At 62.8% G+C, this 22,884-nt stretch carries 22 protein-coding genes; 7 read left to right on the top strand and 15 right to left on the bottom strand.

Annotation, left to right across the window (positions count from 1 at the left end; all coding sequences use genetic code 11):
* Window positions 1-334: 334 nt before the first annotated feature.
* Window positions 335-688: a hypothetical protein gene (locus QNH97_RS15605; protein ID WP_283552810.1), complete on the bottom strand. Its 354-nt coding sequence runs from the start codon at window positions 686-688 to the stop codon at window positions 335-337.
* 465 nt (window positions 689-1,153) lie between these two features.
* Between QNH97_RS15605 and QNH97_RS15600 the strand changes: the two genes are divergently transcribed.
* Window positions 1,154-6,022, top strand: a complete 4,869-nt coding sequence (locus tag QNH97_RS15600) for an NAD-glutamate dehydrogenase (RefSeq protein WP_283552809.1) — start codon at window positions 1,154-1,156, stop codon at window positions 6,020-6,022.
* 185 nt (window positions 6,023-6,207) lie between these two features.
* Here QNH97_RS15600 and QNH97_RS15595 read toward each other — a convergent pair whose 3' ends face one another.
* From QNH97_RS15595 to pdxR, 3 genes are all read right to left on the bottom strand, one after another.
* The gene (locus QNH97_RS15595; RefSeq protein ID WP_283552808.1) at window positions 6,208-6,612 is read right to left on the bottom strand and encodes a cupin domain-containing protein; all 405 of its coding nucleotides are present in this window, start codon (window positions 6,610-6,612) and stop codon (window positions 6,208-6,210) included.
* Between the two features lie 303 nt (window positions 6,613-6,915).
* Window positions 6,916-7,209, bottom strand: coding sequence for a putative quinol monooxygenase (locus QNH97_RS15590; protein ID WP_283552807.1), 294 nt, complete (start codon window positions 7,207-7,209; stop codon window positions 6,916-6,918).
* A gap of 123 nt (window positions 7,210-7,332) precedes the next feature.
* Entirely contained in the window at window positions 7,333-8,766 is a 1,434-nt protein-coding gene (gene pdxR, locus QNH97_RS15585) for a MocR-like pyridoxine biosynthesis transcription factor PdxR (protein WP_283552806.1), read from the bottom strand.
* A 206-nt stretch (window positions 8,767-8,972) separates the two neighbouring features.
* On the opposite strand from pdxR, the gene QNH97_RS15580 reads away from it, so the two are divergent.
* A complete protein-coding gene (locus QNH97_RS15580) occupies window positions 8,973-9,413 on the top strand; it encodes a carboxymuconolactone decarboxylase family protein (RefSeq protein WP_283552805.1) in 441 nt (146 codons plus the stop codon).
* A 221-nt stretch (window positions 9,414-9,634) separates the two neighbouring features.
* Here QNH97_RS15580 and QNH97_RS15575 read toward each other — a convergent pair whose 3' ends face one another.
* From QNH97_RS15575 to QNH97_RS15525, 11 genes are all read right to left on the bottom strand, one after another.
* On the bottom strand, window positions 9,635-11,131 hold the full coding sequence (locus QNH97_RS15575) for a cytochrome D1 domain-containing protein (protein ID WP_283552804.1): 1,497 nt from the start codon (window positions 11,129-11,131) through the stop codon (window positions 9,635-9,637).
* Window positions 11,128-11,967, bottom strand: a complete 840-nt coding sequence (gene cobA / locus QNH97_RS15570) for a uroporphyrinogen-III C-methyltransferase (protein ID WP_283552803.1) — start codon at window positions 11,965-11,967, stop codon at window positions 11,128-11,130. Before cobA ends, QNH97_RS15575 begins: the two co-directional genes overlap by 4 nt.
* Window positions 11,968-12,016: 49 nt before the next feature.
* Complete coding sequence (nirJ, locus tag QNH97_RS15565) at window positions 12,017-13,213, bottom strand: heme d1 biosynthesis radical SAM protein NirJ (RefSeq protein ID WP_283552802.1); 1,197 nt, start codon at window positions 13,211-13,213, stop codon at window positions 12,017-12,019.
* A 28-nt stretch (window positions 13,214-13,241) separates the two neighbouring features.
* Entirely contained in the window at window positions 13,242-13,778 is a 537-nt protein-coding gene (gene ahbB, locus QNH97_RS15560) for a siroheme decarboxylase subunit beta (protein ID WP_283552801.1), read from the bottom strand.
* The gene (locus QNH97_RS15555) at window positions 13,753-14,196 is read right to left on the bottom strand and encodes an Lrp/AsnC family transcriptional regulator (protein WP_283552800.1); all 444 of its coding nucleotides are present in this window, start codon (window positions 14,194-14,196) and stop codon (window positions 13,753-13,755) included. The genes ahbB (QNH97_RS15560) and QNH97_RS15555 overlap by 26 nt, the downstream gene beginning before the upstream one ends.
* Window positions 14,189-14,701, bottom strand: a complete 513-nt coding sequence (ahbB, locus tag QNH97_RS15550; RefSeq protein ID WP_283552799.1) for a siroheme decarboxylase subunit beta — start codon at window positions 14,699-14,701, stop codon at window positions 14,189-14,191. The genes QNH97_RS15555 and ahbB (QNH97_RS15550) overlap by 8 nt, the downstream gene beginning before the upstream one ends.
* Entirely contained in the window at window positions 14,698-15,156 is a 459-nt protein-coding gene (locus tag QNH97_RS15545) for an Lrp/AsnC family transcriptional regulator (RefSeq protein WP_283552798.1), read from the bottom strand. The genes ahbB (QNH97_RS15550) and QNH97_RS15545 overlap by 4 nt, the downstream gene beginning before the upstream one ends.
* 2 nt (window positions 15,157-15,158) lie before the next feature.
* A complete protein-coding gene (locus QNH97_RS15540; RefSeq protein WP_283552797.1) occupies window positions 15,159-16,337 on the bottom strand; it encodes a cytochrome D1 domain-containing protein in 1,179 nt (392 codons plus the stop codon).
* Window positions 16,334-16,663, bottom strand: coding sequence for a c-type cytochrome (locus tag QNH97_RS15535; protein WP_283552796.1), 330 nt, complete (start codon window positions 16,661-16,663; stop codon window positions 16,334-16,336). Before QNH97_RS15535 ends, QNH97_RS15540 begins: the two co-directional genes overlap by 4 nt.
* A gap of 187 nt (window positions 16,664-16,850) precedes the next feature.
* On the bottom strand, window positions 16,851-17,162 hold the full coding sequence (locus tag QNH97_RS15530; RefSeq protein WP_283552795.1) for a c-type cytochrome: 312 nt from the start codon (window positions 17,160-17,162) through the stop codon (window positions 16,851-16,853).
* Window positions 17,163-17,186: 24 nt separating this feature from the next.
* Window positions 17,187-18,866 (bottom strand): cytochrome D1 domain-containing protein, encoded by a 1,680-nt coding sequence (locus QNH97_RS15525; RefSeq protein WP_283552794.1) that lies wholly within the window; start codon window positions 18,864-18,866, stop codon window positions 17,187-17,189.
* A 196-nt stretch (window positions 18,867-19,062) separates the two neighbouring features.
* Here QNH97_RS15525 and QNH97_RS15520 point away from each other — a divergent pair, with 196 nt between their 5' ends.
* The 5 genes from QNH97_RS15520 to QNH97_RS15500 all read left to right on the top strand — a co-directional run bounded on the left by QNH97_RS15520 (window position 19,063) and on the right by QNH97_RS15500 (window position 22,831).
* A complete protein-coding gene (locus QNH97_RS15520; RefSeq protein ID WP_283552793.1) occupies window positions 19,063-19,866 on the top strand; it encodes a CbbQ/NirQ/NorQ/GpvN family protein in 804 nt (267 codons plus the stop codon).
* Window positions 19,850-20,434 carry a cytochrome c oxidase subunit 3 family protein gene (locus QNH97_RS15515; RefSeq protein ID WP_283552792.1) on the top strand — a complete coding sequence of 195 codons (585 nt, stop codon included), beginning with the start codon at window positions 19,850-19,852 and terminating at the stop codon, window positions 20,432-20,434. Before QNH97_RS15520 ends, QNH97_RS15515 begins: the two co-directional genes overlap by 17 nt.
* 12 nt (window positions 20,435-20,446) lie before the next feature.
* Entirely contained in the window at window positions 20,447-20,704 is a 258-nt protein-coding gene (locus QNH97_RS15510; RefSeq protein WP_283552791.1) for a cytochrome C oxidase subunit IV family protein, read from the top strand.
* Window positions 20,705-20,959: 255 nt separating this feature from the next.
* Window positions 20,960-21,400, top strand: a complete 441-nt coding sequence (locus tag QNH97_RS15505; protein WP_283552790.1) for a c-type cytochrome — start codon at window positions 20,960-20,962, stop codon at window positions 21,398-21,400.
* 3 nt (window positions 21,401-21,403) lie between these two features.
* Window positions 21,404-22,831: a cbb3-type cytochrome c oxidase subunit I gene (locus QNH97_RS15500; protein WP_283552789.1), complete on the top strand. Its 1,428-nt coding sequence runs from the start codon at window positions 21,404-21,406 to the stop codon at window positions 22,829-22,831.
* Window positions 22,832-22,884 lie beyond the last annotated feature (53 nt).

Here is a 22,884-nt window from a genome sequence, read left to right as displayed (position 1 = left end):
AGGAAACATCAGAATCCGGGCGGTCGTCAAGGGCGTCTTGATACGAGAGCGACCGACGGTGGTTCACCTGGTGGTAAGAAGTCGCGGCGTCGGCAAGGTGCGGTGGGGAGATGCTCGCAAACCCGTGTGGCGAGGGAGCTTGCTCCCGCTCGGCTGCGCAGCAGTCGCAATTGATGCTGCCGCGGTTTACCTGTCAGATCGCGGTGTGTGGTTTTGGGGTTGCTGCGCAACCCAGCGGGAGCAAGCTCCCTCGCCACAAGAGCTACCCGACTCCTATCGCCATTCCTCTGTGGGAGCGAGCTTGCTCGTGATGGCGTCCATGAAAACGCTGGAATCAGACCTGTCTTACATAGGTCCCCGTACCCCTGAGAATGTTCTGCAACGTCAGTTCCACTTCCGCCAGATCCGCCGCATCGCTGTTATGAATGATCTCCAGCACATCATCGCCATTAAGCGCATCGGCGTCCGCTGCGGCGATTTCGATCTTCAGCAGGGTCGGGCTCAGCGTCACCTTCACGCCATCAAGCGTCGAAGGCTCGCCATCCAGGGTGATTTCCAGTTCGTCTTCGTCGGGGTAGCGGGTCATCAGGAACATGTCGCCCTGGGCGCTGTGGCAGCAGAGCATGGCCATGTTGTCTTCTTCGTCGTCGCACGGGTTGGCGATCAGAAGGGCGGTGGTCATTTGCATGGTGATGGCTCCTGGCTCGATGAGCCCTGCGGGGGAGTAAAAGGTCGATTTTGCCAGCCGGGAGGAATTTCTGCTGGATTACCGCTGGCAGACCCAGGATCCAGCGCTGATTTCACTCCGCCAGGTGCCGTTTGGCCCTTGGGCTGCTAGGGTTGTTCGGTGCGCAGGGGCTGTTTAGCTAGCCGATGACCGAATATGTCGCAGCGCTGCAAGCAGGCACATTGTCGCACTCGGTAAGCTGCGCAACGGATGTGCACCTGCAAAGGCCACCCCACGGGTGTTTTTTGCAGGTGTCCATGACATGAAATTACATGGAAAAGGATGTGACCTGCGGGGCTCGTCCAGCTTCACCCACCTGTCATCCTGTTTCCTCTGCCCGAGAATCAGGAACGGGATGGCCAATAGCCCCGCGAGGGGTTGCACGCGACGCTTTCATCAATAACAAGCCCAAGCGGAGTACCACAGATGGCGTTCTTCACCGCAGCCAGCAAAGCCGACTTCCAGCATCAACTGCAAGCGGCACTGGCGCAGCACATCAGTGAACAGGCACTGCCACAAGTGGCGCTGTTCGCTGAACAATTCTTCGGCATCATTTCCCTCGATGAACTTACCCAGCGCCGGTTGTCCGACCTCGCCGGCTGCACTTTGTCTGCCTGGCGCCTGCTTGAGCGCTTCGATCACGCGCAACCGCAGGTGCGCGTCTACAACCCCGATTACGAACGCCACGGCTGGCAGTCGACCCACACGGCTGTGGAAGTGTTGCACCACGACCTGCCGTTCCTGGTGGATTCGGTCCGCACCGAACTGAACCGTCGCGGCTACAGCATCCATACCCTGCAAACCACCGTGCTGAGCGTGCGTCGCGGCAGCAAGGGCGAGTTGCTGGAAGTCCTGCCCAAAGGCACCCAAGGCGACGACATCCTGCAAGAGTCGTTGATGTATCTGGAAATCGACCGCTGCGCCAACGCCGCCGAACTCAACGTCCTGAGCAAGGAGCTTGAGCAAGTGCTGGGCGAAGTGCGCGTGGCCGTGGCTGATTTCGAACCGATGAAAGCCAAGGTCCAGGAAATCCTGGTTGGCCTGGACGAAAGCGCCTACGCCATCGACACCGATGAAAAAAACGAAATCAAGAGCTTCCTGGAATGGCTGGTGGGCAACCACTTTACCTTCCTCGGCTACGAAGAGTTCGTGGTGCGCGATGAAGCCGATGGCGGCCACATCGAGTACAACCCTGACTCGTTCCTCGGCCTGACCAAACTGCTGCGCGCCGGCCTCACCGCCGATGACCTGCGCATCGAAGACTACGCCGTCAACTACCTGCGCGAACCGACCCCGCTGTCGTTCGCCAAGGCCGCGCACCCGAGTCGCGTACACCGTCCAGCCTACCCGGACTACGTGTCGATCCGCGTGATCGACGCTGACGGCAAGGTCATCAAGGAATGCCGCTTCATGGGCCTTTACACCTCCTCGGTGTATGGCGAGAGCGTGCGGGTCATCCCGTACATCCGCCGCAAGGTCGAGGAAGTCGAACGTCGTTCGGGCTTCCAGGCCAAGGCGCACTTGGGCAAGGAACTGGCCCAGGTGGTCGAAGTGCTGCCCCGTGACGACCTGTTCCAGACCCCGGTGGACGAGCTGTTCAGCACTGTGATGTCCATCGTGCAGATCCAGGAACGCAACAAGATCCGCGTGTTCCTGCGCAAAGACCCCTACGGCCGTTTCTGCTACTGCCTGGCCTATGTGCCTCGCGACATCTATTCCACCGAAGTGCGCCAGAAGATCCAGCAAGTGCTGATGGATCGCCTGAAGGCGTCGGACTGCGAATTCTGGACCTTCTTCTCCGAATCCGTGCTGGCCCGCGTACAGCTGATCCTGCGGGTGGACCCGAAGAACCGTCTCGACATCGATCCGGTCCTGCTGGAAAAAGAAGTGGTGCAGGCCTGCCGCAGCTGGAAGGACGACTACGCCAACCTGGTGATCGAAAGCTTCGGCGAAGCCCAGGGCACCAACGTGCTGTCTGATTTCCCGAAAGGCTTCCCGGCCGGCTACCGTGAGCGTTTTGCCGCGCACTCGGCCGTGGTCGACATGCAACACTTGCTGAGCCTGAACGAAAAAAATCCGCTGGTCATGAGCTTCTACCAGCCACTGGGCCAGGTCTCCGGCCAGCGCGAGCTGCATTGCAAGCTGTATCACGCCGACACGCCGCTGGCGCTGTCCGACGTCTTGCCGATCCTGGAAAACCTCGGCTTGCGTGTGCTGGGCGAGTTCCCGTACCGCCTGCGCCACACCAATGGCCGCGAGTTCTGGATTCATGATTTCGCGTTCACCGCCGCCGAAGGCCTGGACCTGGATATCCAGCAGCTCAACGACACTTTGCAGGACGCCTTCGTCCACATCGTGCGCGGCGATGCCGAGAACGATGCGTTCAACCGCCTGGTGCTGACCGCCGGCTTGCCATGGCGTGACGTGGCGCTGCTGCGTGCCTACGCCCGTTACCTGAAGCAGATCCGCCTCGGCTTCGACCTGGGTTACATCGCCAGCACCCTGAACAACCACACCGACATCGCTCGCGAGTTGACCCGGTTGTTCAAGACCCGCTTCTACCTGGCGCGCAAACTCAGCGGCGACGACCTGGAAGACAAGCAGCTGCGCCTGGAACAGGCGATCCTCACGGCGCTGGACGACGTCCAGGTGCTCAACGAAGACCGCATCCTGCGTCGCTACCTGGACCTGATCAAGGCCACCCTGCGGACCAACTTCTACCAGACCGACGCCAACGGCCAGAACAAGTCCTACTTCAGCTTCAAGTTCAACCCGCACCTGATCCCGGAGCTGCCAAAGCCGGTACCGAAGTTCGAAATCTTCGTCTACTCGCCACGGGTCGAAGGCGTGCACCTGCGCTTCGGCAACGTTGCCCGAGGCGGCTTGCGCTGGTCCGACCGTGAAGAAGACTACCGCACCGAAGTGCTTGGCCTGGTGAAGGCCCAGCAAGTGAAGAACTCGGTGATCGTGCCGGTGGGCGCCAAGGGCGGTTTCCTGCCGCGTCGCCTGCCATTGGGCGGCAGCCGGGACGAGATCGCGGCCGAGGGCATCGCCTGCTACCGCATCTTTATCTCGGGCCTGTTGGACATCACCGACAACCTCAAGGACGGCGCCCTGGTGCCACCGGCCAACGTCGTGCGCCATGACGACGATGACCCGTACCTGGTGGTGGCGGCGGACAAAGGCACGGCGACCTTCTCTGACATCGCCAACGGCATTGCCATCGACTACGGCTTCTGGCTCGGCGATGCGTTCGCCTCCGGCGGTTCGGCCGGCTACGACCACAAGAAAATGGGCATCACCGCCAAAGGCGCGTGGGTCGGCGTTCAGCGCCACTTCCGCGAGCGCGGCATCAATGTCCAGGAAGACAGCATCACCGTGGTGGGCGTCGGCGACATGGCCGGCGACGTGTTCGGCAACGGCTTGCTGATGTCGGACAAACTGCAACTGGTCGCGGCCTTCAACCACTTGCACATCTTCATCGATCCGAACCCTGAGCCTGCCAGCAGCTTCGCCGAGCGCCAGCGCCTGTTCGACCTGCCGCGTTCGGCCTGGACCGACTACGACACCAGCATCATGTCCGAAGGCGGCGGTATCTTCTCGCGCAGCGCGAAGAGTATTGCCATCTCGCCACAGATGAAAGAACGCTTCGACATCAAGGCCGACAAGCTGACCCCGACCGAACTGCTCAACGCCTTGCTCAAGGCGCCGGTGGACCTGTTGTGGAACGGCGGTATCGGCACCTACGTCAAGGCCAGCAGCGAAAGCCACGCCGATGTCGGCGACAAGGCCAACGATGCACTGCGCGTGAACGGTAACGAACTGCGCTGCAAGGTGGTGGGCGAGGGCGGCAACCTGGGCATGACCCAACTGGGTCGCGTCGAGTTCGGCCTCAATGGCGGCGGTTCCAACACCGACTTCATCGACAACGCCGGCGGCGTGGACTGCTCCGACCACGAAGTGAACATCAAGATCCTGCTCAACGAAGTGGTGCAGGCCGGCGACATGACCGACAAGCAACGCAACCAGTTGCTGGCGAGCATGACCGACGAAGTCGGTGGCCTGGTGTTGGGCAACAACTACAAGCAGACCCAGGCCCTGTCCCTGGCGGCCCGTCGCGCTTTCGTGCGGATCGCCGAGTACAAGCGCCTGATGAACGACCTGGAGGCCCGCGGCAAGCTGGATCGCGCCATCGAGTTCCTGCCCGCCGAAGAACAGCTGGCTGAGCGTGTCGCGGCGGGCCATGGCCTGACCCGTGCCGAACTGTCGGTGCTGATCTCCTACAGCAAGATCGACCTCAAGGAAGCGCTGCTCAACTCCCAGGTGCCGGATGACGACTACCTGACCCGTGACATGGAGACTGCGTTCCCGCCGACCCTGGTGAGCAAGTTCTCCGAGGCCATGCGTCGCCATCGCCTGAAGCGCGAGATCGTCAGCACCCAGATCGCCAACGACCTGGTCAACCACATGGGCATCACCTTCGTTCAAAGGCTCAAGGAGTCTACGGGCATGAGCCCGGCGAACGTGGCCGGTGCCTATGTGATCGTGCGCGACATCTTCCACCTCCCGCACTGGTTCCGCCAAATAGAAGCCCTGGACCACCAGGTGTCGGCGGACGTGCAACTGGAGTTGATGGACGAGTTGATGCGCTTGGGTCGTCGCGCGACGCGCTGGTTCCTGCGCAGCCGCCGCAACGAGCAGAACGCTGCCCGTGACGTGGCGCACTTCGGTCCGCACCTGGCGGCGTTGGGCCTCAAGCTCGACGAGTTGCTGGAAGGTCCGACCCGCGAAGGCTGGCAGACCCGCTACCAGGCCTACGTGGCGGCCGGCGTGCCGGAGCTGCTGGCGCGCATGGTTGCAGGCACCACCCACCTGTACACCTTGCTGCCGATCATCGAGGCCTCCGACGTTACCGGTCAGAACGCCGCCGATGTGGCCAAGGCCTACTTTGCCGTGGGCAGCGCCCTGGACATCACCTGGTACCTGCAACAGATCAGCGCCTTGCCGGTGGAAAACAACTGGCAGGCACTGGCCCGTGAAGCGTTCCGCGATGACATCGACTGGCAGCAACGGGCGATCACCATCTCGGTCCTGCAGGAAGGCGATGGCAGTCAGGAGGTGGAAGCCCGCCTGGCGCTGTGGCTGGAGCAGCATGCCAGCATGGTTGACCGTTGGCGTGCGATGCTGGTGGACATCCGTGCCGCCAGCGGCACCGACTACGCCATGTACGCGGTCGCCAACCGCGAACTGCTGGACCTGGCGTTGAGTGGTCAGGCGGTCGTGACGGCCAACTGATCCGGCGTTGAGTGAAAAAAAGCCCCGCATTGAGAGATGCGGGGTTTTTTTTGCTTTCAAGATTCACTGTGGACCCCTGTGGGAGCGAGCTTGCTCGCGATGGCGTTGAATCAGCCACATTGATATTGGCTGACACACCGCTATCGCGAGCAAGCTCGCTCCCACAGGTACACCATTGCCAGTGCTCAGTTCTTCAGCGGAATCAACACCGCCTCCTTCTCTCCCATCACCATGAACACCAGCAGTTTCGCCGGCTCTGTCGCACTGGCATTTTTCGAAACCAGGTGCTCGGATCCCGCCGCTTCGTACCAGAATTCCCCGGCCTTGTAGGTGATCGCCGGCTCGCCTTTGACTTGGGAGGTGATGGCACCTTCGAGCACGTAGGCCATGGCCGTGCCTTCATGTTTGTGGGCGATGGACGATTGGCCAGGGGCATAGTCGACGGTCAGCATCATGGCTTTTTTACCGGGCAGGTTTTTCAGCATTTTTTCCTGCAACACCGTGACCTTCTCCGAAGGCGCGGCTTCGTGGGCGTAGGTGTGGGCGACGGGCAGCAGGCCGAGGGCGGCGATCAGGCAGAGGGTTTTCATGAGGGTATGACCTGTGTGGTTTTGAGTGGATTCGCGCTGTCGCGGCGATGGATTCACCCTAAGCCCCCAGGTGGAGCAAGCAAACGTCCAATCTTTCGGAAGGTGGGTAGACCAATGGGTGGGCGGCGAATTTACACCAGGCTGGCCCATACCCCCGTGGCGAGGGAGCTTGCTCCCGCTGGGTGGCGAAGCCACCCCCATCGGAACACCGCCACTGTCCAGGCAGACCACGTCAGCCGATTTACGACTGCTGCGCAGCCGAGCGGGAGCAAGCTCCCTCGCCACGGAGTAAGGCTTTAGCGCTCATACAACCGGAAAACTATTGAAATCCACGCTTCTGGCCAGATGGCTGTCGATCAGGCCGATGAAGCTCTGCACTTCAGGGCAGTTGAAGTGGGCCTGCATGGCCGCTTCCGATTGCCAGCGGGCGCTGACGTTCCAGCGGTCGCCATCGTCAGGGCAACGGTCAACCAGATAGGCGTCGCAGCCCGGCATGGCGCGCAGGGTCTCGACGATCTGCTGTAATTGCCGGCCCAGTTCTTCCGAGCGTCCGGCGGCGGCCTGCACCTGGACGGTATTGATCACTTGGCGAGACATTGTTCAGGCTCCTGAATCAAGTCGAATGGGGTTTGCTCAACACTCAACGACACCCGTGCAGAATAGGCCCGTCGGGGCGAGGCTCAAACAGCCAATGGGCGGATAAATGCCCAGACCAATCGGTCAGGCGACCTGCTGCAAAATGTCCCGCAGACGGTCGAGGGCGATGTCGATGTCCAGGGTCTCGATGGCCCCGAAACCGAAGAACAACCCCGGCCGCACCGGCGTCTCGTTGAAAAAACCTTCAAGGCTGTACAGCCCGACTTCGGCCTTTTTCGCCAGATCGATCACCAGCGCCAAGTCGATTGGCACCTTGCACAGCACCGCCATGTGGAAGCCCGCAGTGGTGGGCACGGCCTCGAACCAGGGCGACAGGTCGCCGGCCATGCGGGCCAGGAGCCGCTCGCGCCGACCGGCATACAGGGTGTGGCAGCGGCGGATGTGCTTGAGCAGGCAGCCCTCGGCAATGAACTTGGCCAGTGCCCACTGGGGCAGGGTGGAGGTGTGCTGGTCGGTGAGGCGCTTGGCCAGGATCACCGCTTCGAGGATCGCCGGCGGCAGGATCGCGTAACCGAGCCGCAACTCTGGCAACAGGGTCTTGGAGAAGGTCCCGACGTACGCCACGATCCCGCGTTCGTCCATGCTTTGCAGTGAATCGGCGGGCCGGCCTTCGTAGCGGAATTCGCTGTCGTAGTCGTCCTCGATGATGATCGCCCCCAACTCATAGGCCCGCGCCAGCAAGGCTTCGCGGCGGGCCTGGCTCATGGGCATGCCCAGGGGGAACTGGTGGGAAGGCGTTACATAAATCAGGCGCGTGCCATCGGGAATCAAATCCACGCGCATGCCTTGCTCGTCCACCGGCACACCAGCCACCGTGGCGCCCTGGGAGCCGAACAGCAGCCGCGCCGGCGGATAACCCGGATCTTCCATCGCCACCAAACTACCGGGCCGGGTCAACACCCGGGAGATCAGGTCCAGGGCCTGCTGCGCGCCGTTGCACACCACCACGTCTTCATCCTGGCAATTGACCCCGCGGGAAAACGCGATGTGCCGGGCAATGGCATTGCGCAACGCCGGCAAGCCTTCGGGCTGACTGTAGAAGCCCTTGGCGCTGGCGATCTGGCGCAGGGCATGGGCGGTGCAACGGCGCCAGTCGTCCAGGGGGAACTGGCCTTTGCCGGTGGCGCCGCCGATGAAGTCATACCGCAACGCGCCCTCGAGGGTGGGATGGCGCATCAGGTCCGGCATGGTGCGCCAGGCCTCGACGACGTCGGCCCCAGCCAGTTCGCGGTGGCTTTGTTTGCGCACGATCCTGGCGGGCCGCGCATTGACGTAGGTGCCTTTGCCGATAATGCCGGTGAGGAAGTTTTCGTAGGTCAGTTGGGCGTAGGTGTCGGAAACGGTCTTGCGCGAAACCCCCAGTTGTTCGGCGAGCAAACGGCTGGGCGGCAGTTGCGTGCCGGCGGTCAGGCGCCCGCTTTCGATGGCGCTGCGCAATTGTTGATACAACTGGCCCGCCAGGTCCTTGCGGCCGTTGATGACAACATGAAGTTCCATACCCGCAGGCTCCTGGGCGATTGTTTGGCGGCCAGCGTCAAAGGCGCAAGATTACTCGCATTGTGCGGTTGCATAGAAGTTGCGTGGAGAAAATCCCGTCCATTGGCCTATGTACGATGTGGCCCCAGGTTTTTCGACAAATTGGACCTGTCGCTCGCCGACCCCGGGGCCTACCTTTGAAGGTATCAATCGCTACGGAGCGCGCCATGAGCCCGCGTCTGGATTACTACAGTGCGTCCCCCGGGGCGATGAAAGCGATGATCGGCCTGGAAGCGCTGACCAGCCGCCTGAGCATCGAGCCTGCGTTGCTGCACCTGATCAAGATCCGCGCTTCGCAACTCAACGGTTGTGCGTTCTGTACTGACATGCATTCGGTGGACGCACGGCGCCTGGGCGAGACCGAGCGGCGTCTGTACGCCGTGGCGGTATGGCGCGACAGTGGCTTTTTCACCCCCCGTGAACGCGCCGCCCTGGCCTGGACCGAGGCGGTGACGCTGCTAGCGGAAAGCCAGGTGCCGGATGAGGTTTATGCCCAGGCCCGTGGGGTGTTCAGCGAGGAAGAACTGGTGGACTTGACCCTGGCGATCAGCACCATCAACAGCTGGAACCGGCTGGCGGTGAGTTTTCGCCAGAGTCCCAGCGGCTGATTGGCAAGTCATGCGGCGCCTGGTAGATCGCCATCGCGAGCAAGCTCGCTCCCACAGGGGACTGGGGTGGATATAGGTCTTGCGCTCCTCCGGAACAATGTGGGAGCGAGCTTGCTCGCGATGGCGTCGGATCAGCAATAGAGAGGTTGACTGACCCACTGCTATCGCGAGCAAGCTCGCTCCCACAGGTTTTTTGTCTGTCTGGCTGAACCACGCCCAACCTAATGAGAGGTGCCCTCGGCAAATTCGATCTTGTTGCCAACGTTGTACTTGCCCGACGGTTTGTTCATGGGCAGGCGCTTGATCTCCTGGAGGGTATTGCTGTCGTAGACGATCAGCGCGCCGTCGGTGTCCCAGATGCTCAGCAGCAGGTAGCGGCCGTCGCGGGTGAATTCGACGTGGGCGGCGGTTTTGCCGGGCATGGGGCGCAGGGTGTGGGCGATTTCCAGGGTTTGTTTGTCGATCAGGTGAATGGCGTCGTTGTCCGGGCCGAAGAACACGTCGGTCCAGGCGTAGCGGGAATTGACGTGGCTGCGCAGGAAGAAACCCGGCCCCAGGGTGGGGATCTGCTTGATGACTTTCCAGGTACTGAAGTCGATGACCGAAATCAGGCCTTTGCTGATATTGGGTGTGGCAAACACCCAGTGCCCATCGTGTTTCCAATAAGTCCCCGAGCCCAGGTGCGGCATGCCCGGCAGCGCAATGTCCGTGACCACCCGGCCATTGTCGAGGTCGATCACTTGGCCGCCCTGGGCTTTGCGCGAGGTGGCGAGCAACTGCCGGTAATCGGGCGAGAAGGAAAAGTCGTCCAGATAATCCTGGACTTCGATGCGCCTGGGCACGAAGTCCGGGTTCGGACCGGTGGACAGTTCCCAAACCTCTTTCACGTCCTTCAATGCGACGATGAAGCTGTTGCGCGGCGGAGCGGTGTAGACCGCGCTGACCCGCGAAGCCTGACCGTCAGCGCCCACCGTGGCGACGGTCTTGACCAATGACAGGTCCCGGGCATCGAACACCGCCAGGTTGCCGGGCAGGTAATTACCCACCAGCACCCAGCGACCGTCCTTGCTCACCGCCAGGTTGCGGGTATTGATTCCGGCCCGCACTTCGGCGATCAACTTGAGGTTGTGCAGGTCATACAGGCTGATCCAACCGTCCCGGGAGGCCAGGTAGACAAAGCGCCCGTCCGGCGAGAACTTCGGTCCGCCGTGCACCGCGAAGTGTGAGGCGAAACGGGCGATCACCTCGAAGCGATCGCCGTCGACGATGTCGATGTGATGGTCGCCGGCCTCCACCACCACGAACAGGTTCAGCGGGTCAGCCGTGTGCTGGGGTTTGGTGGGCAATTTGGCGACATCCGCCAGCACCCGATGGCTCTGGCGAATGTCGTCTTCATTCCAGGTCGGTTCGACGGCGGGCGGGCGCTGGAGGTACAGCGCCAGGCCGTCGATCTGCGCCGGTTCCAGTATCGCGCCGAACGCCGCCATCTGACTCGCTGGCCGGCCATTCTCGATCACCTGGCGGACTTCAGCGGGCTTGATCCGGCTCAGGCTCTGGGGCAACAGCGCGGGCCCGGCGCCGCCGATGCGATTCACCCCGTGGCATTGCTGACAATGCTGCTGGTAGTCGCGCTCGGCCAGTGCCATGTCCGGCGCCGTCGCGACCGTCCCATGGGCAGTTCCAACCCACAGCAACGGAACGAGCCACCAGCGACTCACGACGCCACCTTCGAGGCGAAGGGGAGAGCATGTACGGGGTGCAGGCGCGCCGGATGCTCCAGCGACTGATGGGCGAACAAGCCGACCACCTTGCCGATCACCGTCAAGGTCGGCAGGCCGTCGGCGCACTGCATGGCCAGGGTGGGTAATTGCTGCAGAGTGCCGCGAAGCACCTGCTGGTCGGGGCGCGTACCGTTGCTGATCAACGCTGCCGGGGTATCGGCGGCCAGGCCGGCCTCCATCAGCCGCGCGGCGATAGTGCCCAGGTTGGACAACCCCATGTAGAACACCAGGGTCTGGCTGTCATCCGCCAGGCTTTGCCAGGGCAAACTCAGATCGCCTTCGCGTTGCAGGTGACCGGTAATGAAACGGCAGGAGTTGACCAAGTCGCGATGGGTCAGCGGGATGCCGGCGTAGGCACTGCAACCGGCCGCCGCGGTGATGCCGGGCACCACCTGGCAATCGATACCGCGGGCGAGCAAGTACTCCAGTTCTTCGGCACCACGCCCGAAGATGAACGGATCGCCGCCCTTGAGCCGGACCACCCGTTGCCCCTGGTCGGCGAGGTCGGCCAGCAACTCGTTGATCTGCGCCTGGGGCAGGCTGTGGCAGCCGGCAGCCTTGCCCACGTAGTGCCGGGCGCACGTCAGCGGGATCAGGCTCAACAACTGCGAGCTGATCAAGCGGTCGTAGACCACCGCGTCGGCCTGCAGCAACAGGCTCCAGGCGCGCAACGTCAGCAGGCCGGGGTCACCGGGGCCGGCGCCGACCAGGGCGACCTCCCCCGGTCTGAGGGTCGATTGCAGGGCAGCAGGCAAAACGAGAGGGGCTGGCATGGGATTTCCTTGGTTCGGAATCAGGTTCGGCATCAGGTTCGCCATTGGGTTATCGGGCGCAGGGCAATGCGTCGCTGGGCATCGCAACGCTGGGGATCGCGTGCAAACCAATTTCGTTATCGCTGAGATGGCAGCCGGGGTCCTGGCCCCACAAGTCGCCGTCGGCCCAGGCGCGGGTGCGGGTATTGCCGTTGCAGATCGCCAGCCAGCGGCATTGGCCGCAGCGACCGCCCACGGCCCGTGGATGCTCGCGCAGCTTCAGCAGCAGGGCGTCGGGGCGCTCTAGCCAGAGGGTCTTGAAGGGTGTCTGGCGGACATTACCCACCGAGTGCTGCCACCAGTAAGTGTCGGGATGGACCTCGCCGGTGTTGTCGATATTGGCGATGCCGCTGCCCGAAGCATTGCCGCCCCAGGCCCGCAGCATCTGCTCCAGGGCGGTGTAGTGCTGGGGTAGGCGCCGGGCGACCCATTGCAGCAGCAGGATCGCATCGGCGTCGTTGTTGCCGCTGACGAAATCACTCTCGCGACCCTGCTCGATGTCCCGCCAGGCCCGCTCGAAGATCAGCGTCATTGCCTCGCGGCTCATCTGCTGCTGGGCATCGAGCTTGCGGCTGCGCTTGCCCCGGCCGCTGTAGTTGAGGTGCGACAGGTAGAATTTCTGCACGTCATATTCAGTCATCAAGTCCAGCAATTGCGGCAACTGGGCATGGTTCTGCTGGGTGAGGGTGGTGCGCAAGCCGATGCGGATCCCGCGCTCACGGCAGAGCCGGATGGCCGCCATGGAGCTGGCGAAACTGCCCTTGAGCTGGCGGAACTCATCGTGGGTCGCTTCCAGGCCATCGATGCTGATGCCCACGTAATCGAAGCATGCCGCGTCGATCTGCTGGATATTGCCCGCATCGATCAGCGTACCGTTGGTGGACAGGGCGAGGAAAAAACCTTTGTCGCGGGCATAGGCGCTGAGCTGGAACAGATCCTCGCGCAGCAACGGTTCGCCACCGGAGAGGATCAATACGCGCACACCGGCGTCATGCAGGTCATCGATGACCTGGAGCGCCGCCGCCGTGTCCAACTCATCGCGAAATACGCTGTCGGCCGACGTCGCGTAGCAGTGCTTGCAGGTCAGGTTACAGCGCCTGAGCAGGTTCCAGATCACCACGGGTGGCCGTGTGCTGCCCGGTGATGCGGTGCGTGGGGCGGGGCATTGGCCGGCCAGGGCTCGCAGGTAGTGGCTGATCCTCAACATAAGGCGCTCCTTCGGTCGACGGGCGGGTTCAGCGCAAGGATGGCGACAGGCGCAGGCCGGTTTTTTTCAGGATGCGGCTGCTCACCAGCATGTCGTCGGCGCCACAGGCGTCCCCCAATAGGTAGCGCAGGTGCTCGCGGTAGCTGTCGATTTCTTCGCGGCTGCGGCCATGGACCATGGCGAACAGGTTGTAGCGCCAGCCCGGCCGGCGCGGGCGGCGGTAGCAATGGCTGACGAAGGGCTGCGCACCCAGCAGGGCGCCGAGGCGCGGCATGTCGGTGTCGGCCACGTCCCAGACGGTCATGCCGTTGTGGCGATAGCCCAGGCGATAGTGATTGGGCACGGCCGCGATGCGGCGGATCGCGCCTTCGGCCTGCAAGCGTTTGATCAGGTCGAGGGTCGATTCCACGCTCAGCCCCAGTTGTTCACCGAGCCAGGCCCAGGGATCTTCGAGCAAAGGCAGGCCGGCCTGGGTCAGTTCCACCAGCCGCAGCGCCAATGGCGTTTCATCCAGCGCTTGCGGCGCGTGCAGCCGCGGTTCAGACGGGGAAATACAGGCCGACATGGTAAGTCTCCTCTTTGGGCAGGTTCAGCGGCACCAGGCCGGTCAGGTGCTCGATGCGTGTCAGGGTGTCGCTGATGGCTTGTTCGCCAGGGCAAGCGAGCACGAACCACATGTTCCAGGCGTGCTCGCGGCGGTAGTTGTGGGCCACTTCGGGCATGGCCCCGAGCAGCTCGGCGATGGTGTCGAAACGTGGTTCGGGCACTGCCAGGGCGGCGAGGGTGAACGCACCGCCGAGGCGATCAATATCGAACATCGGGCCGAAACGGGTGAGCACGCCGTCGTTGAGCAGTTCGTGCAGCCGGTCGAGTAGCTCGGTGCTGCTGCTGTTCAGTTCATGGGCCAGTGCCTGCCAAGGGTGACGCACCAGCGGCAGGCCCAGTTGCAGGCGATTGATCAGGCGTCGGTCGAGGTCATCCATTGACACGGGCTCCGGCCGGTGGCGCGAAGCGTCCGCCGCACTGCTTGAACAGATGGGTACTGAACAGCAACTGGTGGGGCAGGTCGCTCAGCAAATGCTGGTCAAGCAACACCTGGACCTGCGCTTCCACACGGTCACGCTGGCGACCGTGGATCATGCAGAACAGGTTGTATTGCCATTGGGGCAGGCGTCGAGGGCGCTGGTAGCACAGGCTGATCCCTGGGGCTTGCCCGAGGCGGCGCCCGACTTCATCGACCAACGCATCCGGCACATCCAGCACCAGCATGGCGTTGGCGGCAAACCCCAGGGCGCGATGGTTGACCACCAGGCCGACGCGGCGGAACAGGCCCTGTTCATGCCAATCCTGCATCTGCTCGAGGACCTGTTGTTCGCTGGCGTCGATCTGCTCGGCCAGGGCCTGGAAGGGCCGTGATGTCAGGGGCAGGCCGGTCTCCAGCAGACGGCGCAGCGCCAGTGACTGTTGCTCACTCAAGGCGATTTTCATGGGGTGGCCTCCAGGGCAAAGCCCAGGTCGATGCGGTAGGCGGTCAGCATGGGCAGGTCCAACGGCGTGAGACCGGTGTCGCTTTCCAGTTCCTGGAGAATGTTTTCCAGGTGGGCGCGGTTGGGGCCGGTCAGCACGAACCACAGGTTGTAGCGGTGCTCCCGGGCGTAGTTGTGATTGACCTCCGGGTATTGGCTGACGCGCGCCGCCACCTGCTGCAATCGGTCCTGGGGCACCGCCAGGGCGGCGAGGGTACTGGCGCCGGCCCGGGAGTGTTCGAACACCGGGCCGACCCGTGACAAGGTGCCGGCCACTTGCAGGTGTTGCAGGCATTCGAGCACCTGGGGCTCGGTGCAACCCAGGGCGTTGGCCATGGCCCGGTAGGGTTCGGCGCACAACGGCATGCCATGCTGGAATTGATCGATCAGGCGCCGGGCCAGTGAGTGGGAGGTCATGGTCAATACCCCGGCTTGTGCGCACGGCTGCTGAAAAAAATGCCGCTGGGACTCAGGGCCGGCAGCGTACTCAGGCGTTCGAGGGTGTAGGGGTTCCAGACCTGGACTTCGCCACCGTCCCGGGCGGACAGCCACAGTTGATCACCCCGTGCGGTGAACTCCATGTGCAGCACCGCAGGGCCGGGGCGCAGGTCCGCGACGATGGCGTGGGTCTGGGTGTCGATGACCTGGACGCGGTCGTTGTCCGGATAGGCGAAGTTGACCCACACCTGTCGACCGTCCGGGCGTGCGGTGACGAACACCGGCTGGCCGGCGACGGCGATGGCGTCGGTCAACTGCCAGGTGCGCGCGTTCATCACCAATACCTGATGGTGACCGACGGCGGGCACGAAGGCTTGCTGATCAGCCAGGGCCCACCCTTCCAGATGGGGCATCTTGTACACCGGGAGCCTGGCCTGGCCGCGTCCGTAATGGCCCAGGACTCGCTTCACCCCGTGCTCGGGGTGCCAGAGGTCGAGTTGCGCCATGCCGTCTTCGCCGAACAACCCGGCCATGTAATAGCGTCCATCGGGGGTGATCAGGGCGTCATAAGGTTGCTGGCCGATGGCGGTGAAACGCTCGATGCGTGGCGTGTGGCCCTGGCTGAAATCGGCGGTCCAGATCTCGCCCGTGTCGAACAGGCTGAACACGAAACGTTGCCCCGGCGCATCCACCAGGCCCACGACCCGTGAACGTTTCTGGCCGTCAGGCAACCGCGTGGCGGGGATGTCGGCGACCTGCTCCAGGGTCAGGGCATCGAACACCTTGACGCCACCGGGCTCGTAGTTAGAGACGGCAATCAGCTTGCCATCCTGGCTGATCGCACCGCCGATGCTGTTGCCGCCCTGGATGATGCGCCGGTCGATGCGCGCAGTGAGCAGGTCAACCTTGCTCAAGCCGCCATCGCGGCCGAACACATAGGCGTAGCGCTGGTCACGGGAGAACACCACCGAGGCATGGGACAGATCCCCCAGGCCTTCGACGCGGGCGAGGGCGGTGCGGGTGTCGCTTTCGATGATTTGCAGGCTGCCGGTGGCGCGCTCCACCACCACACCCAGGTCGCCGGTGCCGCGCAGTGGTGCCTGGGCGCAAGCTGACAGCAGCACGGCGATGGCCGTGAAGGACAGGAGAGAACGGATCATGAGGCGGGTTTTCCTTGAAGGAGCCGGTCCACCAGCCAGCGGATGTCGTTGGGATCGAGCAGCGCTGCCCAACCGGGCATGGCACTGCCGGGTCGCCCGAGGGTGACGGTGGCGATGAGGCTGTCGCGGGACTTTCCGGCCAGGGCTTGCTGGGTCAGGGGTGGGCCGAGACCGCCGGTCAGGTACAGGCCGTGGCAGGCGCCACAGTCCTGCTCCAGCAGGTGTTGCAGTTGGGCCTGGCGTTGGGGGGCGGGAGCGGCCAGCACGCAGGAAGAAAAGGCAAAGAGCAGGGCGGTCGCCAAGGTTGTTGAGCTGTGTCGTTCCATGACGCCTCCTGAACTAAAGTCATGCGCGTTCCTGTGGCGAGGGAGCTTGCTCCCGCTGGGCTGCGAAGCAGTCCCAATAGCAACCTGACGACTCAGTGTGTCAGGCAAAACCAGGGGGCTGCTGCGCAGCCCAGCGGGAGCAAGCTCCCTCGCCACAGGGTTTGTGTCAGGCAGGTCTTGCCTGGGTTTATTTAAGGGTCAAGACCCACGCCGCCAGGATCTTGGCTTCTTCATCGGTCACCGGGTTGGCCGGCATCGGCATCGGTCCCCAGTTGCCTTGCGTACCTTCCTTGATGTGCTTGGCAAGCACGTCTTGTGCCCCGGCGACGCCGGCATTTTTTGCCGCTACTTCCTTGAGCGCCGGGCCGACCACCTTGGTATCGATGGCGTGGCACGCTGCGCAGGGCTTGCTCTTGAACAACGTCGGGCCGTCTTGTGCCAGCGCCGGTTGCAGGCACGCCGCAGCGGCCAGGGTCAGGGCAATCAGAATAGGCTTCATGGTTTTTCCTCTTATTGATGGGGCTCAATAGATGTCGTGTTGGGTGTTGTAGACGTTGAACTTCCCGGTGGGGGTAATCAGGCGTTTGTCCTTGATCACGCTCTTGAGCTTGAGGGTCTTGTCGTCGATCACCACCAGCGCCGACTCGTCTTCCTGGCCACTCCAGACCGAGAACCAGACTTCATCGCCAGCCTTGTTGTATTCCGGTTGCACCACGCGCATCGCGCCTTTCTTGAGGCCGGCGTACTCGGCAATCGGCAGCACGGTGTAGCCGGCGTCGAGCTTGTTGATGTCGAATACCGCCACTGACTGGCTGAGCTTGGTGTCGGGGCTGAGGGTGGTGTCGACATAGAGGTGGCTGGACGCGGGGTGGGTCTTGATGAACAGCGAACCGCCACCCTGGCCCTGGAGCGAGCCGACCTGCTTCCAGGCGTATTGCGGGTGTTTGACCGGGTCGGTGCCGATCAGCGAAACCCCGGCATCACCCAGGTGGCTGGTGGCCCAGACCGGTCCGTAGAGCGGATGGTTGAAGTTGGCGCCGCGCCCTGGGTGGGGCGTCTTGCCCACGTCCACGAGGGCGGTGAGCTTGCGTTCCTTGGAGTCGATCACCGCGACTTTGTTGGAGTTGTTGGCCGCCGTCATGAAGTAGCGATGGCTGCTGTCCCAACCGCCGTCGTGCAGGAACGGTGCGGCGTCGATGCTGGTGATGGTGAGGTTCTTGATGTCCTGGTAGTTGACCAGCATCACCTTGCCGGTTTCCTTGACGTTGACGATGAACTCCGGCCATTCGTGGGACGCGATGATGGCCGCAACCCGAGGTTCCGGGTGGTATTGCTGGGTGTCGACGGTCATGCCACGGGTCGAGACGATCTGCTTGGGCTCCAGGGTCTCGCCGTCCATGATGGTGAACTGCGGCGGCCAGTACGAACCGGCGATGGTGTACTTGTCTTCGTAGCCCTTGAATTTGGAGGTTTCCACCGAGCGGGCTTCGATGCCCACCTTGATTTCGGCGACTTTGGTCGGCTCCTTCGGCCACAGGTCGATCATGTCGATCTTGGCATCGCGGCCGATCACCAGCAGGTAGCGCCCCGACGCCGAAATGCGCGAGATGTGCACCGCGTAACCGGTGTCGATCAGCTTGACGATCTTCTTGGTGTCGCCGTCGATCAAGGCGATCTTGCCGTCGTCGCGCAGGGTCACCGAAAACAGGTTCTGCAGGTTGAGTGAGTTGAGTTGCTTGCTCGGCCGGTCTTCAGGCTTGACCAGGACTTTCCAGGTCTTGAGGGTTTCGGCCATGCCCCACTCCGGCGGCGTGGGTGGGGTGTGCTGGATGAACTTGGCCATCACCGTGATCTGGTCTTTGGTCAGGGCATTGGAGGTCCCCCAGTTCGGCATGCCGGCGGCCGAGCCGTAGGTGATCAGGGCCTCCAGGTAAGGCTGGCCGCGGGCCTGGGTGATGTCGGGTGTCAGCGGTTTGCCGGTGGCGCCCTTGCGCAGCACGCCATGGCAGCCGGCGCAGCGCTGGAAGTAGATTTCCTTGGCCGAGTCGAAGTCGGTCTGGCTCAGGTCCGGTGCGCCTTCGGTCTTGACCAGGCGAGGCTGGTCCGGTGCGGCAGTGGAGTCGGCGAAGGCGTGGGGGGCGGCCAACGCTGTACAGAGCGCCGTGACCCTCAGGGCCCACGATTTTTTGTGGCTGATCAGCATTCCATTTCTCCTCAGGCGTGACCCGCGCTGCGCTAATTGACGTTCGGCGCGCAGGTTCTTGGTGCGGTGCAAGGCTATGCCCAGGCCGGTGGTTACCCGCTTGACGGCGATCAAGTTTGCCCGCCGCAGCCCTTGCCAGGTTGTCGCAGGGGCCCGTAGCGTGGCCTGCAATCGCGTTCTCTGATCAGGCCCTGTCATGAACACTCTCCATACCCTGCAGCACCCCGACGAACCCTTTTATCAACCCCAGGACAACGAACAGGCGCTGTTCGAACAGGCCTGGCATCACGGCATGCCGGTGCTGATCAAAGGCCCCACGGGTTGCGGCAAGACCCGTTTCGTCCAGCACATGGCCCACCGCTTGAAGCTGCCGCTGTACACCGTGGCGTGCCACGATGATTTGAGCGCGGCGGATCTGGTCGGGCGTCACCTGATCGGTGCCCAGGGCACCTGGTGGCAGGACGGGCCCCTGACCCGGGCCGTGCGCGAGGGCGGCATCTGTTACCTGGACGAGGTGGTCGAGGCGCGCCAGGACACGGCGGTGGTGTTGCATCCGCTGGCCGATGACCGGCGGCAGTTGTACCTGGAGCGCACGGGCGAGGTGCTCCAGGCGCCGCCGTCCTTCATGCTGGTGGTGTCTTACAACCCGGGTTACCAGAACCTGCTCAAAGGCATGAAACCCAGCACCCGCCAGCGTTTCGTGGCGATGCGATTCGGTTATCCGGCGGTGGCCGATGAGGAACGCATCGTGGCCCGCGAGGCTGGCGTGGATATGGCCCTGGCGGCCCAGGTGGTACGGCTGGGGCAGGCGCTGCGTCGCCTCGATCAGCATGATCTGGAGGAGGTGGCCTCTACGCGCCTGCTGATTTTCGCGGCGCGCATGATCGGCTCCGGCATGAACCCACGCCAAGCGTGCCTGGCCTGCCTTGCCGAGCCATTGAGCGATGACCCCCAGACGGTGGCGGCCTTGATGGATGTGGTCGATGTCCACTTCGGCTGAAACCGCGACCACGTCCCGGCGCTTGCCGGGAGACTTGGCGATGTGGTTTTTCATCCTTGCCGAACTGACGGTGTTTGCGCTGCTGCTCCTGGCCTTCGCCGTCGCCCAGGCCTTGCATCCGCAGATGTTCAGCGAAGGCCGGCACCTGTTGGATCGCTCCACCGGGCTGGCGATGACCCTCAGCCTGCTGACTGCCGGGTTGTTCGCTGCCCTGGCCCAAGAGCAGGTCAGGCAAGACCGGCCGCGCCGAGGCGCGCTGTTCTTGTGCGTGGCGTTGTTGCTCGCTTCGGGCTATGTGGGGATCAAACTCACTGAGTACGCCCATCTGTTGGCGAACGGCCTGGGCATGGAGCACAACACCTTCTTCACCCTGTATTGGATCCTCACGGCGTTTCATTTCCTGCACGTGTTGCTGGGCATGGTGATCCTCGGCTGGCTGGCCGAGGGCTGCCGGCACCGTCGCTATGATTCGCAGCGGTGCAGTGGGTTGGAATCCGGCGTGCTGTATTGGCACATGGTGGATCTGATCTGGGTGCTCTTGTTTCCCTTGGTCTACATCCTCGATTGAGATGAGGTGCGCATGTCGGTTTCCCGTGTCCTGATCGTCTGCTGGACGGCGTTGGCCATGCTCAGTGTGGGCACCGTGGCGCTGGGCCAGGCCGCTGGCACCGGGCTGATCTCGGTGGCCATATTGATGGTGGCGGTTGCCAAGGCCTGGGTGATTGCCGATGGCTTCATGGAACTGCGCCATGCGCCGCGTTTGTGGCGGTGGTTGATATTGAGCTGGGCGGTGCTGTTGGCGGTACTGATTGCCTCGGCACTCCTGTCAAGCACATAACCCGTGGCGAGGGAGCTTGCTCCCGCTGGGCTGCGCAGCAGCCCCTCCCGCGACAACAACCTTCTTATACCTGACACACCCTGCCAGCAGGTTTTGGGGCCGCTTCGCGACCCAGCGGGAGCAAGCTCCCTCGCCACGGTGGATCGGTGCTGCTGGAACAACCCACCAAAACCATCGGAGATTCTTGATCGCCATCAAGCGGTTTTCGAGCCCTTGCTTCCTAGAATGAACACGCCAAGCAATGAGGAAGTGACCATGTCAGATACCTTCACCAAAGGCATGGCCAGGAATATTTACTTCGGGGGAAGCATCTTCTTCTTCCTGATATTCCTGGCCCTGACCTATCACACGGAACAGACCTTTCCAGAACGCAGCAACCAGGCGCAATTGACCGAATCGGTGATTCGCGGCAAGGGCGTCTGGGAGCGCAACAACTGCATCGGCTGCCATACCCTGCTGGGCGAGGGCGCGTATTTTGCGCCGGAGCTGGGCAATGTGGTCAACCGGCGTGGCGGCGAGGAAGCCTTCACACCGTTCCTTCACGCCTGGATGAAAATGCAGCCCCTGGGGGTTCCCGGTCGTCGGGCCATGCCGCAGTTCAACTTGAGCGAGCAGGAAGTCGACGACATCGCCGAGTTCCTCAAGTGGAGTTCGAAAATCAACACCAATGGCTGGCCGCCAAACAAGGAGGGCTGAGAGATGAGCATGGCTAATCCGCATCTGAAATTCGCCTCGCAGGCCGTTGCCAAACCCTACTTCGTGTTTGCCCTGATACTGTTTTTGGGACAGGTGTTGTTCGGTTTGATCATGGGCTTGCAGTACGTGGTCGGCGACTTCCTGTTCCCGCTGATCCCCTTCAACGTGGCCCGCATGGTCCACACCAACCTGCTGATCGTGTGGCTGTTGTTCGGCTTCATGGGCGCGGCGTATTACCTGATCCCCGAGGAGGCCGACCGCGAACTGCACAGCCCGAAACTGGCGCTCGTGCTGTTCTGGGTGTTCGCCGCCGCGGGTGTGGCGACGATCCTGGGCTACCTCTCGGTACCCTATGCCACGCTGGCAAAAGTCACCGGCAACGACTTGCTGCCCACCATGGGCCGTGAGTTCCTCGAGCAACCGACCATCACCAAGATGGGCATCGTGGTGGTGTGCCTGGGGTTCCTCTACAACATCGGCATGACGATGCTCAAGGGGCGCAAGACCACCGTCAGCATGGTGATGATGACTGGGCTGATCGGCCTGGCGGTGTTCTTCCTGTTCTCCTTCTACAACCCGGAAAACCTCGTTCGCGATAAGTACTACTGGTGGTGGGTGGTGCATCTTTGGGTGGAAGGCGTCTGGGAACTGATCATGGGTTCGATGCTCGCCTTTGTCCTGATCAAGGTCACCGGCGTGGACCGGGAAGTTGTCGAGAAGTGGCTTTACGTGATCATCGCCATGGCGCTGATCACCGGGATCATCGGCACTGGCCACCACTTCTTTTGGATCGGCGCCCCCGAGGTGTGGTTGTGGGTCGGTTCGATCTTCTCGGCGCTGGAGCCGCTGCCGTTCCTGGCGATGGTGATTTTCGCCTTCAGCATGGTCAAGAACCGTCGCCGGCAACACCCCAACCGCGCCGCCACATTGTGGGCCAAGGGCACCACGGTTACCGCGTTCTTCGGTGCGGGTGTCTGGGGTTTCCTGCATACCCTGGCGCCGGTCAACTTCTACACCCACGGTTCGCAACTGACGGCGGCCCACGGTCACCTGGCCTTCTACGGGGCCTACGCAATGATCGTGATGACGCTGATCAGCTACGCCATGCCACGTTTGCGTGGATTGGGTGAAGCAGCGGACGAACGTTCCCAGCGGCTGGAGATCTGGGGCTTCTGGCTGATGACCCTGTCGATGGTGATGATCACCTTGTTCCTCACGGCGGCCGGTGTCGTCCAGGTGTGGTTGCAACGTTGGGCAGTGGACGGCAGTGCCTTGCCCTTCATGGCGACGATGGATCACTTGAAGCCGCTGTTCTGGGCGCGCCTGGTCGCTGGTGTCGGGTTCCTGGCCGGGTTGCTCTGCTACCTGTTCAGCTTCCGTCAACGTGGCCGTGCCGCCCTGCGGGCACCGGCGGCGGTGGTGGCTTCGTGAGTGATCACAACCACTAAACCTGTGGCGAGGGAGCTTGCTCCCGCTGGGCTGCG

The organism is Pseudomonas sp. G2-4 (assembly GCF_030064125.1).
Lineage (GTDB): Bacteria > Pseudomonadota > Gammaproteobacteria > Pseudomonadales > Pseudomonadaceae > Aquipseudomonas.
The sequence above is the reverse complement of the archived record's forward strand: the minus strand, read 5'-3'. Positions and strand labels throughout refer to the sequence as shown.